Source organism: Rhodopseudomonas palustris (genome assembly GCF_003031265.1).
Lineage (GTDB): Bacteria > Pseudomonadota > Alphaproteobacteria > Rhizobiales > Xanthobacteraceae > Rhodopseudomonas > Rhodopseudomonas palustris_H.
Genome location: NZ_CP019966.1, coordinates 1,445,841 through 1,457,599 on the forward strand (window position 1 = coordinate 1,445,841; position 11,759 = coordinate 1,457,599).

12 protein-coding genes are annotated in these 11,759 nt (G+C 65.5%); 9 read left to right on the plus strand and 3 right to left on the minus strand.

Going from position 1 to position 11,759, the window contains the following annotated elements; all coding sequences use genetic code 11:
• Positions 1-88: 88 nt before the first annotated feature.
• Positions 89-994 carry a universal stress protein gene (locus RPPS3_RS06750; RefSeq protein ID WP_107343405.1) on the plus strand — a complete coding sequence of 302 codons (906 nt, stop codon included), beginning with the start codon at positions 89-91 and terminating at the stop codon, positions 992-994.
• Between the two features lie 95 nt (positions 995-1,089).
• Positions 1,090-2,685, plus strand: coding sequence for an FAD-binding oxidoreductase (locus tag RPPS3_RS06755; protein ID WP_107343406.1), 1,596 nt, complete (start codon positions 1,090-1,092; stop codon positions 2,683-2,685).
• Here RPPS3_RS06755 and RPPS3_RS06760 read toward each other — a convergent pair.
• Positions 2,657-3,121: a hypothetical protein gene (locus tag RPPS3_RS06760; protein ID WP_107343407.1), complete on the minus strand. Its 465-nt coding sequence runs from the start codon at positions 3,119-3,121 to the stop codon at positions 2,657-2,659. The genes RPPS3_RS06755 and RPPS3_RS06760 overlap by 29 nt on opposite strands.
• A 232-nt stretch (positions 3,122-3,353) precedes the next feature.
• On the opposite strand from RPPS3_RS06760, the gene RPPS3_RS06765 reads away from it, so the two are divergent.
• The 6 genes from RPPS3_RS06765 (at position 3,354) to flbD (ending at position 8,958) form a co-directional block, all read left to right on the plus strand.
• Positions 3,354-3,629: a DUF1153 domain-containing protein gene (locus RPPS3_RS06765; protein WP_011156827.1), complete on the plus strand. Its 276-nt coding sequence runs from the start codon at positions 3,354-3,356 to the stop codon at positions 3,627-3,629.
• Positions 3,630-3,828: 199 nt separating this feature from the next.
• Positions 3,829-5,445: a flagellar basal-body MS-ring/collar protein FliF gene (gene fliF, locus RPPS3_RS06770; RefSeq protein ID WP_107343408.1), complete on the plus strand. Its 1,617-nt coding sequence runs from the start codon at positions 3,829-3,831 to the stop codon at positions 5,443-5,445.
• 6 nt (positions 5,446-5,451) lie between these two features.
• A complete protein-coding gene (fliG, locus tag RPPS3_RS06775) occupies positions 5,452-6,540 on the plus strand; it encodes a flagellar motor switch protein FliG (RefSeq protein WP_011156829.1) in 1,089 nt (362 codons plus the stop codon).
• Positions 6,540-7,166, plus strand: a complete 627-nt coding sequence (locus tag RPPS3_RS06780; protein WP_107343409.1) for a FliH/SctL family protein — start codon at positions 6,540-6,542, stop codon at positions 7,164-7,166. The genes fliG and RPPS3_RS06780 overlap by 1 nt, the downstream gene beginning before the upstream one ends.
• A 17-nt stretch (positions 7,167-7,183) precedes the next feature.
• On the plus strand, positions 7,184-7,531 hold the full coding sequence (gene fliN / locus RPPS3_RS06785; RefSeq protein WP_011156831.1) for a flagellar motor switch protein FliN: 348 nt from the start codon (positions 7,184-7,186) through the stop codon (positions 7,529-7,531).
• Positions 7,532-7,578: 47 nt separating this feature from the next.
• The gene (gene flbD, locus RPPS3_RS06790; RefSeq protein ID WP_107343410.1) at positions 7,579-8,958 is read left to right on the plus strand and encodes a sigma-54-dependent transcriptional regulator FlbD; all 1,380 of its coding nucleotides are present in this window, start codon (positions 7,579-7,581) and stop codon (positions 8,956-8,958) included.
• Between the two features lie 183 nt (positions 8,959-9,141).
• On the opposite strand, the gene RPPS3_RS24600 is transcribed toward flbD, so the two are convergent.
• Complete coding sequence (locus tag RPPS3_RS24600) at positions 9,142-9,297, minus strand: hypothetical protein (RefSeq protein ID WP_199852195.1); 156 nt, start codon at positions 9,295-9,297, stop codon at positions 9,142-9,144.
• Between the two features lie 221 nt (positions 9,298-9,518).
• Between RPPS3_RS24600 and RPPS3_RS06795 the strand changes: the two genes are divergently transcribed.
• On the plus strand, positions 9,519-10,628 hold the full coding sequence (locus RPPS3_RS06795; RefSeq protein ID WP_107343411.1) for an ATP-dependent DNA helicase: 1,110 nt from the start codon (positions 9,519-9,521) through the stop codon (positions 10,626-10,628).
• A 258-nt stretch (positions 10,629-10,886) separates the two neighbouring features.
• Here the strand turns inward: RPPS3_RS06795 and RPPS3_RS06800 are convergent, their stop codons facing one another.
• Entirely contained in the window at positions 10,887-11,582 is a 696-nt protein-coding gene (locus RPPS3_RS06800) for a class I SAM-dependent methyltransferase (RefSeq protein ID WP_107346472.1), read from the minus strand.
• Positions 11,583-11,759 lie beyond the last annotated feature (177 nt).

Consider the following 11,759-nt stretch of genomic DNA (forward strand, 5'->3'; position numbering starts at 1 on the left):
GGCTTCATCGCGGCGCGCACGGCACCACACCGTCGCGCCGCTTCCATCGCGTGTGGTCACGCGGCCCTTAGTAACGACGAGGTTCATCATGAACGAACTGCCCCGTCCCGATATGATGTTCGGCCTGAAAGTGGTGCTCGCTGCCACGGATTTCTCGGCGCGCTCCGATCGCGCGGTGCGCCGCGCCGCAGCTCTCGCCCGGCAGAGCGGCGCACGGCTGGTGATCGCCCATGTGGTCGATGACGATCAGCCCGAGCACATCGTCGCCGTCGAGGTCGAACTCGCCGAATCCGCGCTCGCCGACGCAATCCGCGAACACACTTATCTCGCTGGCCTCGAATGCACGCCGCTGGTGCTGCTCGGCACGCCGTTCGACGCCATCGTTCGTGCCGCTCACCAGCATGGTGCGGATCTGTGTGTCGTCGGCAGCCACCGCCGCGCCTTCCTGCGCGACATCTTCGCCGGCACCACGGCCGAACGGGTGATCCGCAACAGCACGGTGCCGGTGCTGATGGCTAATCTCGACCCGGCGCTGCCCTATGCCAAAAGCCTTGCGCCGGTCGACCTGACCGATTGCTCGGCTCAGGCGCTAGAGACTGCGCGACGGCTCGGCCTGCTGCAGCGAACCAAGCTGATCGTGATGCACGTCTACGACGCCGCCGCCGCCGGCATGCTGAATTACGCTGGTGTCGACAAGACCAGCCTCGACGACTATCTCGTCGACACTCGCACCGATGCGGTGCGTGATCTGGTGCGCTTCCTCGAGCCGCTGCAGCTCGACGATGTCGACTACTCGACCGTGGTCAAGGAGGGGGCGGGCCCCGCCACCGATATCATCGAGGCCGCCACTGAATTGAGGCCGGATCTGGTGGTGATCGGGACCCATGCGCGGCGTGGTGCAGTGCGGCTATTGCTCAGCAGCGTGACCGAAGAGGTCTTGCGCCGCCTGCAGCGCGACATCCTGGTGGTACCTGTGCGCGACGCTGCGAGCTGAGCCAAGCCGGCTTGCCGGCCTCGGCATTGCCCGTCACACTACCCGCCGATCGGCGCGGCATCGGTACCTCGCCGGCGACAACCGGGAGGTCGACAATGGGCGCGCGGCTGAAGCACTACGGCTGGGGTCGGGAAGGCGAGGGGATGACCGAGGCCGAGCAGGCCTTCGTGCTCGGCCGCTACAAAGCGAAGTTCGGCCGCGACAGCTTCGACACTGTTGGTGTCGTACCTCTCGACGACATCAAGCTCCGCGAGCCGCGGATCGTGCCGCCGAAATCGCTGTCGGAAATTTGCGCGGTCGACGTCTATCACCGCGCCGCCCATGCTTACGGCAAATCCTATCCGGATTACGTCCGTGGCATGGTCGGCGACTACGACGCGGCGCCCGACGTCGTTGCCTATCCGCGTGACGAGGCCGAGATCGCCGCGGTGATGGATTGGGCCGGCGGCGCCGGTGCGGCGCTGACGCCGTTCGGCGGCGGCTCGTCGGTGTGCGGCGGCGTCGAATGCCGGGTCGATGGCAGCCGTTACAAGGCGGCGGTGACGCTCGACCTCCGCCATCTCGGCAAAGTGCTGGAGGTCGACGCCACCTCGCGCGCGGCGCTAATCCAGGGCGGTGCTTACGGCCCGGTGCTGGAGGCGCAGCTCAAGCCGCACAATGTCACGCTGCGGCACTTCCCGCAGAGCTTCGAATATTCGACGCTCGGCGGTTGGATCGCGACCCGCTCCGGCGGTCACTTTGCCAGCCTCTACACTCACATCGACGATTTCGTCGAAAGCGTTCGTGTGGTGACGCCGCGCGGCGTGCTCGAGACACGGCGGCTGCCAGGCTCCGGCGCAGGCCCGAGCCCGGACCGGATGTTTGTCGGCTCGGAAGGCATCCTCGGCGTGATCTCGGCGGCATGGATGCGGCTGCAATCACGCCCGACGTTTCGCGCCGGCGCGTCCGTGCGCTTCCCGACCTTCTTCGCTGCGGCGCGCGCAGTTCGCGCGGTGGCGCAGGCTGGCCTCTATCCCTCCAACTGCCGCATCCTCGATCCACAGGAGGCGTACAACACCGGCGCCGCCGACGGCAGCGTCGCCATCATGGTGCTGGCGTTCGAGAGCGGCGATCATCCGGTCGAGCCGTGGATGGCGCGGGCGTTGGAATGCTGCGCGGATCACGGCGGCACCAAGGAGGAGGCGCAAGCCGCGTCAGCGCATCTCGAAGGCGCCGCCGGGCTGTGGCGTAACGCCTTCATCCGGATGCCTTATGCGCGCGAATTCCTGACCCCCGCCGGGCTGATCAACGACACTTTCGAGACGTCGATTACCTGGGAGCGGTTCGAGAGCTTCCACGACAGCGTCAAGTCAGCGACCGAGCAGGCGATCCTTGATGCGACTGGGATCAAGGGCGAAGTCACTTGCCGCTTCACGCACGTCTATCCCGACGGGCCGGCGCCGTACTTCTCGTTTCATGCGCTCGGTCGCCACGGCGAACTGCTCGAGCAATGGCAGGCGATCAAGGATGCGGCGAGCGATGCGCTGATCGCGGCGGGCGGCACCATCACCCATCACCACGCGGTCGGGCGCGATCATCGCAAATGGTACGACCGTCAGCGGCCGGACTTGTTCGCCGCCGCGCTACGCGCCGCCAAACGCGAGCTCGATCCGCAGGCGATGCTCAATCCGGGAGTGCTGATCGATCCGTAGCGCGCCGCTGCGGCGTCCCGGGCGCGGGTGGCGGCAACACGGAGTTGTCGTCCGTCAGTAGATCGGTGGCGCGGCGACGCGGCAGGTCGACCCGTGCTTCGACGAATTCCGGCGGGCCTTCGACCAGCCGCGCGATCCGCCGGTCGCGCTCTTCCGGCGGCGCTTCTGCATCGATCAGCGCGTGAATCTGTGATGCGGCGAGTTCGACGGCGCGGTCCGGCGCGATCGCCAGCGGCGGCCGCGCCCCCGGCGCGATGCTGAGCCCCAGTTGCACCAGACGCTCCAGCGCCTCAGCCCGCGACAGCAACCGGCTCGCGGCCCATTGATCGACTGCTGCGAGTGTGGAGTCGTCGAGTGCGACCGCATGCAAGCTGTCGCTCGCAATCACGGGTGAGTTGGTGGTTGGCTTCGTTGCCGGCGCGCTGTCGTCACTCATGTTGTCAGAACTAGACGATCGATCGCTGCTTCGAAAGCCGAACCTTCGGGTTGTCGGCCCAACCACGTAATCACATCAGGCCGGGCGTTTTGAGACATTCCGGGCGGCGGCCATTCGTTACCGCTTTACTAACACCAACCTGAACAATCCTGCAGCTCGCTTAGGCAAATTTTAAGCCGGCTCGCTTAGGTTAATCGTGTGAGTTGAGTGCTTTGCGAGTTGTGAGTACGCCATGACAGAGCCCCACCGCCCGAGGGTAAAATACGTGATCGGGCCCGATGGAAGCCCATTGACGATCGCGGACCTGCCTGCACCCGGCACCAAGCGCTGGGTCATCCGCCGGAAGGCCGAAGTCGTCGCTGCCGTCCGCGGCGGTCTGCTCTCCCTCGAGGAGGCGTGCAGCCGATACACGCTGACCGTGGACGAATTCCTGTCCTGGCAGTTCTCGATCGACCATCACGGTCTGGCCGGCCTGCGCACCACGCGAATCCAGCAGTATCGCCAGTAAACAAATCCTTTCCAGGTTTTGACGATTTGACGAAAGCCGGCCCCGTTTTGGGAAGCCGGCTTTCAGTATTTTCAAGGGTTTTTGCAGTCCGTTAAGACTCGTTAACCATATGGAAACCATCCCATAGGCAAGATTTGCCTAGCCGTGCGGGGAGGCTGAGCCCGCCGGTCGGTCGTGCTGCGCATCCGAGGGGCGTTTCTTGCAGAATCTGTTGGGTTTTCTCAAAGGCTTGGGAGCCGCCCGGCTGATGGCGATGATTGCCGTCACGGTTGCGCTGGTGGGATTCTTCGCCTTTGTCATCATGCGGGTGTCGCAGCCGCAGATGACGACCCTCTATACGGATCTCAGCGTTGAGGACTCCTCCAGCATCATCAAGGAGCTGGAGCGCCAGGGCATTCCGTTCGAAATGCGCAACGACGGCGCCATTCTGATGGTGCCGAAGGACAAAGTGACGCGGCTGCGGATGAAGCTTGCCGAAGGCGGCCTGCCGAAGGGCGGCGGTGTCGGCTACGAGATCTTCGACAAGTCGGACGCGCTCGGCACCACCAGCTTCGTTCAGAACATCAATCATCTGCGCGCGCTCGAAGGCGAACTGTCGCGCACCATCCGGGCGATTGATCGGGTGCAGGCGGCGCGGGTGCATCTGGTGCTGCCGGAGCGGCCGTTGTTTTCGCGAGAGGCGCCGGAGCCGTCGGCGTCGATCGTGCTGCGCGTGCGGGGCGCGCTGGAGCCGCAGCAGGTGCGCGCCATCCGCCACCTCGTCGCCTCTGCCGTCAACGGCCTGAAGCCGCAGCGGGTGTCGATCGTCGACGAAGCCGGCCAATTGCTGGCCGACGGCTCGGCCAGCGGCGAGCAGGTCGAAGGCGCCACCAGCGACGAACGCCGCGCCGCGTTCGAAAAGCGGATGCGCAATCAGATCGAGGGCATCGTGTCCTCGGTGGTCGGCTCCGGCCGTGCACGCGTCCAGGTCTCGGCCGATTTCGACTACAACAAGATCACCCAGACCTCCGACAAGTTCGACCCCGAAGGCCGCGTGCTGCGGTCGAGCCAGACCCGCGAAGAGTCCGCCGCGACCTCGGCGGCGGACGGCCAGGTCACCGTCAATAACGAGCTGCCCGGCGCCAACCAGGGCCAGGGCGCCGGCGCCCGCGACGTCAGCAAGAAGTCGGAAGAGACCAACAATTACGAGATTTCGCGCGTCACCAAGACCGAGGTGACTGAAGCCGGCCGCGTCAACCGGCTGTCGGTTGCGGTGCTGGTCGACGGCGCCTACACCAAGAACGACAAGGGCGAACTGGTCTATGCCGAACGGCCGAAGGAGCAGCTCGACCGCATCGCCGCGCTGGTGCGCTCGGCGATCGGCTTCGACCAGAAGCGCGGCGACCAGATCGAAGTGGTCAACCTGAAGTTCGCCGAGGCGCCGCAGATCGAGAAGCTGCCGGAGCCGGCCGGGCTGATGGGGATGTTCCAGTTCACCAAGGACGACATCATGAACATGATCCAGCTCGGGGTGATGTTCCTGCTCGGCCTGGTGGTGCTGTTCATGGTGATCCGCCCGCTGGTGAAGCGCATCCTCGCCGCCGAGCCGGCGCCGGAAGCCGTCGGCGGCCTGCCGGCGCTGGCCGACGGCACTGTGCCGCAGATCGGCGCCGATGGTCAGCCGGTACCGGCCAGCGTGCCCAGCATGATCGATATCGCCCAGGTGCAAGGCCAGGTTCACGCCCAGTCCGTGCACCGGGTCGGCGAACTCGCCGAACGCAATCCCAACGAAACCGCCGCCATTATTCGTCAATGGCTGGCCGAACCCGCAACCTAATCCGCCATGGCCGACGCGCCCGTCCCAGCAACCAGTCAGGATGACATCGCCTCCGTCGTTGCGACGTTGGCGCAGCGTCAGAGCGGCCGCGCGCCCAGCAAGCCGCTGAGCGGGCCGAAGCGCGCCGCCATCCTGATGCTCGCGCTCGGCGAACAATACGGCGGCAAGATCTGGTCGCTGCTCGACGACGAAGAAGTGCGCGAGCTGTCGATGACGATGTCGACGCTCGGCACCATCGAGCCCGAAACGGTCGAAGATCTGCTGCTCGAATTCGTGTCGCGGATGTCGGCCTCCGGTGCCCTGATGGGCAACTACGACGCCACCGAGCGGCTGCTGCAGAAATATCTGCCCGCCGACCGCGTCACCGGCATCATGGAAGAAATCCGCGGCCCCGCCGGCCGCAACATGTGGGAGAAGCTCTCCAACGTCTCCGAAGAGGTGCTCGCCAACTATCTGAAGAACGAGTACCCGCAGACCACCGCCGTGGTGCTGTCGAAGCTGAAGCCGGAGCATGCCGCCAAGGTGCTGGCGATCCTGCCGGAGGACATGGCGCTCGACGTCATCAACCGCATGCTGCGGATGGAGGCGGTGCAGAAGGAAGTGATCGAGAGCGTCGAGAAGACGCTGCGCTCCGAATTCATGTCCAACCTGTCGCAGACGCGACGCCGCGACGCCCACGAGGTGATGGCCGAAATCTTCAACAATTTCGACCGCCAGACCGAGACCCGCTTCATCACCTCGCTGGAAGAGGACAACCGCGAGTCCGCCGAGCGCATCAAGGCGCTGATGTTCACCTTCGACGACCTGGTCAAGCTCGATGCCGGCTCGGCGCAGACGCTGATGCGCAACATCGACAAGGACAAGCTGGCGATCGCGCTCAAGAGCGCCAACGAAGAGGTCCGCGGCTTCTTCCTCGGCAATATGTCGTCGCGCGCCGGCAAGATGCTGATGGACGACATGGCTGCGCTCGGTCCGGTGCGGCTGCGCGATGTCGACGAGGCGCAGGCGCTGCTCGTCAATCTCGCCAAGGATCTCGCCGCCAAGGGTGAGATCGTGCTGACCAAGAACCGCGCTGACGACGAACTGGTGTACTGATGGCCGCTCCCGCACAGAAATTTCTGTTCAACGACGATTTCGGGGCACCGGAGAAGACCCGCGAGAAGGCGATCGCCGCGGCCGAGCTGGCGCAGGCCGTCGCCGCCGCCGAGCAGCGCGGCTATCAGAACGGATTTGCCGCCGGCCAGAACGAAGCCTCAGTCGAGGCGCAGCGGCGCAGTGCGATGGCGCTGGAGCAGGTCGCGCAGGCGATGCACGTGATCGCCAGCGGCATCGGCGGTGTCGAAACCCGGATGGAGACCGAAGCGGTCGAAGTCGCGATCGCCGCGGCGCGCAAACTGTGCGGCGAACTGATCGCCGCCGAACCGCTCGCCGAGATCACCGCGCTGGTCGGCGAATGTTTCCGCCATCTGGTGGCGACGCCGCATCTGGTGGTGCGGATCAACGACGCTGTGTACGAGGCCGCGCGCGAGCGCATCGAGCTGCTCGCCAAGCAGAGCGGTTTCGCAGGCCGTCTGGTGTTGCTGGCAGATCCGGAAATCGCCGGCGGCGATTGCAAGATCGAATGGGCCGACGGCGGCGTGGTGCTGGAGCGCGCCACCGTCGAAGCCAAGATCGACGAATTGGTGGGCCGCTACATGGCATCGCGCAACAGCGGCCGATGACAAGAGGAAGGTGAGACATGGGCGACAATGATGGCCAGGTGCCGCTTCCCGACCTCAACGGTGCCGATGCGCCGCCGCTGGCCGACGTCGGTTACCAGGAAGACGAACAGATTTCGCGCGTTGCCGCCGATCTCGAGGCGGTGTTCGACGTGCCGGTGCAGGTGTCGGCCGTGCTTGGCCGATCGAAGATGGACGTCGGCGAGCTGCTCAAGCTCGGACCCGGCGCAGTGCTGGAACTCGATCGCCGCGTCGGCGAGGCGATCGACATCTATGTGAACAACCGCCTGGTGGCACGCGGCGAAGTCGTGCTGGTCGAGGACAAGCTCGGCGTCACCATGACGGAAATCATCAAGGCGGACACTTAAACGCGAAGCGCGCGGGACTCGCGCGGCAGGAGATCTAGGAGCAATCCATGCGGCTTCTCATCGTCGGCACCCTGAAGGGCCAACTCACCACCGCGACCAAGATCGCGATCGATAACGGTGCGTCGGTCACGCACGCCGCTGACAACGAACAGGCGATGCGGGTGTTGCGAGGCGGCAAGGGCGCCGACCTGCTGCTGGTCGATGTCGCGCTCGATATCCGCGATCTGGTGATGCGGCTGGAGGCCGAGCACATCCACGTGCCGATCGTCGCCTGCGGCATCGCCTCCGATGCCCGCGCCGCGGTTGCCGCAATCCATGCCGGCGCCAAGGAGTACATCCCGCTTCCGCCGGATCCGGAGCTGATCGCCGCGGTCCTGGCGGCGGTGGCGAACGACAGCCGCGAATTGGTGTACCGCGACGACGCTATGGCCAAGGTGGTGAAGCTGGCGCAGCAGATCGCCGGCTCCGAAGCCTCGGTGATGATCACCGGCGAGTCCGGCACCGGCAAGGAGGTGCTCGCGCGCTACGTCCATAGCCGCTCCAATCGTGCCAAGAAGCCGTTCATCAGCATCAACTGTGCGGCGATCCCCGAACACCTTTTGGAATCCGAACTGTTTGGCCACGAGAAGGGCGCCTTCACCGGCGCCGTGGCCCGCCGTATCGGCAAGTTCGAAGAAGCCAGCGGCGGCACGTTGCTGCTCGACGAAATCTCCGAAATGGACGTGCGGCTGCAGTCCAAGCTGCTGCGCGCGATTCAGGAGCGGGTGATCGATCGCGTCGGCGGCAAGAGCCCGGTGCCAGTCGACATCCGTATCCTCGCCACGTCGAACCGCAATCTGTCGGAAGCGGTCCGCGAAGGCACCTTCCGCGAGGACCTGCTGTTCCGGCTCAACGTCGTCAATCTGAAGATCCCGCCGCTGCGCGAGCGGCCGGCCGATATCCTCGAACTCGCGCAGCACTTCGCCAAGAAATACGCCGACGCCAATGGCGTGCCGCTGCGGCCGCTGTCGGCTGAAGCGCGCCGCGTGCTCACCACCAATCGCTGGCCGGGCAACGTTCGCGAACTGGAAAATACCATCCACCGCGCGGTGCTGATGGCGCAGGGCGATGAGATCGGCCCCGAAGCCATCATCACGCCGGACGGCGACCGGCTCGATCAAGCCAAGACCCCGCCGGCGGTGGCGCATGCCACCTTCGCGGCCGAGCAGGTCACTCGCGCGCTGGTCGGTCGTACCGTGGCCGACGTCGAGCGTGATCTGATCCTGGAGACGCTGAAGCACTGCCTCGGCAACCGCACCCATGCGGCCAACATCCTCGGCATTTCGATTCGCACGCTGCGCAACAAGCTCAACGAATATGCCGACGGCGGCCTGCCGATCCCGCCTGCGGGCGGCGGCGAGCCGCGCGCCTTCGTGTCGATGGGTTGAGCGCCATCTTCGTGTTTCCGCGACCCTGAAGAGAGCCCTCCGGCCCCCTCTGGAAGGTCTCTCCTCCGCCCCTCCTCCTGAAAGGAGGTGGGGCGGAGAGGGCCGCTCTCTCAAAAGATCAGCTGCCGCCCACCGTCATTCCGGGCTCGCGCGTCGCGCGCTCCGGAATGACAACAATTCAGATCACGAATATTTCGGTGCGTCGGGGTTGCGGAAGATCCGGATCGGATCGCCGGGTGTCAACTTCGGCGTGGTCAGCATCGCGTAGGCGTACAGCGCGAGGTAGCCGCAGGCGAGCGCGCCGACCACGTAGAACATGAACATCCCGAACCGCTTCATCGCTCGCCTTTAGGATCGCCGGCCATGCGGCCGCAGGTGCGAGCATTGGCGCAGGATCGTGCCGGCGGCAAGGCGGCGAAGACCGAACGGCCGCGGCAAAACGGCTGCGGCGCGGCCGCCAGCCCTGACCCACCACGCCCCTCCGACTTGCACTGCCGCCCGCAGACGCTAGCTTGCAGCCAGCCGAGTCGCGGGGCGCCCCGCGCCAGTTCCGAAAGCCCATGACCACCTTCACCCCTGTCCAGGACGAGGCGCTGAAAGCCGTCGGCGCCTGGCTCAAAGCCAAGCCCGGCCGCAACGGCACGCCGCTGGTGTTCCGGCTGTTCGGATTCGCCGGTACCGGCAAGACCACGCTGGCGCGAGAGATCGCCGAAGGTGTCGATGGCGAGGTCAAGTTCGCCGCCTTCACCGGCAAGGCGGCGCTGGTGATGCGCAACAAGGGTTGCGACGACGCCTCCACCATCCATTCGCTGATCTACCGCACCAAGGAGAGTGGCGTCGAACAGCCGAGCTTCGAGCTGTGGGACGACGCGCCGGCGTCGAAAGCCAAGCTGATCGTGATCGACGAATGCTCGATGGTCGACGAAGAGCTCGGCCGCGACCTGATGTCGTTCGATTGCCCGCTCTTGGTGCTTGGCGATCCGGCGCAGCTGCCGCCGATTCAGGGCGGCGGCTTCTTCACCAATGCCGAGCCCGACGTGATGCTGACCGAAGTGCACCGTCAGGCCCAGGACGATCCGATCGTCCGGCTGTCGATGGACGTGCGCGAGGGCAGGGGACTCGAACGCGGCCGCTATGGCGACACCGAGGTGGTGACGCGCGATCAGCTCGATCCGCAGCGGGTGATGGATGCCGATCAGGTGCTGGTCGGCCGCAATAACACCCGCCGCGCCTACAACGCGCGTTTCCGGCAGCGGCTGAACATCGAAGATCCGTTTCCGGTCGGCGGCGACAAGCTGGTGTGCCTTCGCAACAACCGCAAGAAGGCGCTGTTCAATGGCGGGCTGTGGCGGGTGAAGTCGCGCTCGCCGATCAAGACCAAGATCATCACCATGCGGGTGACGCCCGATGAAGAGTTCGGCGGCCGCCTCACCAAAGTCTCGGTACGTCAGGAGTGTTTCTCCGGCGGCATCGAAGATATCAGCTGGGATCAGCGCAAGCCCTACGACGAGTTCGACTACGGCTACGTCCTCACCGTGCACAAGAGCCAGGGCTCGCAATGGGATGACGTCGTGCTGTTCGACGAGAGCTTTGCCTTCCAGGAAAGCCGCGCCCGCTGGCTCTACACGGGGATCACTCGCGCGGCGAAACGGCTGAGCGTGGTGGTGTAGCGCGGCACTCCGTCTGTACTCGCGTCGCCCTCACCCCAGCCCTCTCCCGCAAGCGGGAGAGGGAGTTCGCTGCGCCGGCGGCAGCGCCAGGCGCGAAAAGCGCGTGCTTGCACCCAAGAGATTGGGGTTCTCTGGCGAATCCAAATGTATTTGATCGGAGAACTTTCCCGAGCACTGCTTGCTCCCTCTCCCGCTTGCGGGAGAGGGTTGGGGTGAGGGCGCCCGAGGCAGTGAGCCCACGTGGTCGCGACCCGCCAGTTACTCCGCCTTCCGCGCCACAAAAGTCATCCGCCATGGATTGTGGCCGATGTTGCGCTCGGCGCGGCGGGGGGTGAAGCCGGCGGCGGTGAGTTTGGCTAGCATCTCGGCCTCGCTGTAGCGCTGCAAGCCGATCTTGGTGCGCAGCTCGCGGTAGTCGGACAGCGCCGTTCGCGCCAGTCCCCACAGCGCATCCTTCATGAAGCCGTGGCGGCGCGCCATCAGTAGCAGCGACAGCACATCCCGCGGCATCCCGACTTCGGGCCGCAGGATATCGCCGAGCACCAGGCTGCCGGGCGGCGACAGCAGCCGCCGGATCACCGCGAAGGCCTGGTCGAGTTCGGCCGGCTTCATGTATTGCGCCACCGAATTCATCACCACGAGGTCGACCGACCCATCAGCCATGGTGCGCAGGTCGTCCAGCGACCGCACCCGTATCTTGGTGTTGAGCGCGTAGCGGGCAATCAGCCGGCCGCGCACCCCGGGGGCGGGCTCGGCCAGGATCAGCTTGCCGCAGGCATCCGCGACGCTGGGCGCCGACAGCGCTTCGCCGCAGGAATAGTCCAGCACCACTGCACCGGGAGAGGGGATGTAGTCGATGATGTCCCGGGCGATCTCGGCAAAATGCACGTCGCGATGGCGTTTGCTGACATAGATCGTGTGGGTGGAGTCGTAATAGTCGATCCAGTCGTCCATCCCGTGACCCCGAAACACCCGCCGAACCAGGCCGAACGCGGCCAAATCAGGGCCGATCGGTGCAGTGCCGCTGTCTTCGCATGGCTGTTCCATGAATGGAACGCCAGCGGACGCAGCGCGTTGATGAGGGGTCTAACGTGTTTCGCGGGAAACACCAATGCACAGCCGAAACATCCA

Bases quoted from the DNA above. Each gene is read 5' to 3' on its own strand.
- RPPS3_RS06750 (WP_107343405.1), top strand. From the start codon at position 89: ATGAACGAACTGCCCCGTCCCGATATGATGTTCGGCCTGAAAGTGGTG.
- RPPS3_RS06755 (WP_107343406.1), top strand. From the start codon at position 1,090: ATGGGCGCGCGGCTGAAGCACTACGGCTGGGGTCGGGAAGGCGAGGGG.
- RPPS3_RS06760 (WP_107343407.1), bottom strand. From the start codon at position 3,121: ATGAGTGACGACAGCGCGCCGGCAACGAAGCCAACCACCAACTCACCC.
- RPPS3_RS06765 (WP_011156827.1), top strand. From the start codon at position 3,354: ATGACAGAGCCCCACCGCCCGAGGGTAAAATACGTGATCGGGCCCGAT.
- fliG (WP_011156829.1), top strand. From the start codon at position 5,452: ATGGCCGACGCGCCCGTCCCAGCAACCAGTCAGGATGACATCGCCTCC.
- RPPS3_RS06780 (WP_107343409.1), top strand. From the start codon at position 6,540: ATGGCCGCTCCCGCACAGAAATTTCTGTTCAACGACGATTTCGGGGCA.
- fliN (WP_011156831.1), top strand. From the start codon at position 7,184: ATGGGCGACAATGATGGCCAGGTGCCGCTTCCCGACCTCAACGGTGCC.
- flbD (WP_107343410.1), top strand. From the start codon at position 7,579: ATGCGGCTTCTCATCGTCGGCACCCTGAAGGGCCAACTCACCACCGCG.
- RPPS3_RS24600 (WP_199852195.1), bottom strand. From the start codon at position 9,297: ATGAAGCGGTTCGGGATGTTCATGTTCTACGTGGTCGGCGCGCTCGCC.
- RPPS3_RS06795 (WP_107343411.1), top strand. From the start codon at position 9,519: ATGACCACCTTCACCCCTGTCCAGGACGAGGCGCTGAAAGCCGTCGGC.
- RPPS3_RS06800 (WP_107346472.1), bottom strand. From the start codon at position 11,582: ATGGACGACTGGATCGACTATTACGACTCCACCCACACGATCTATGTC.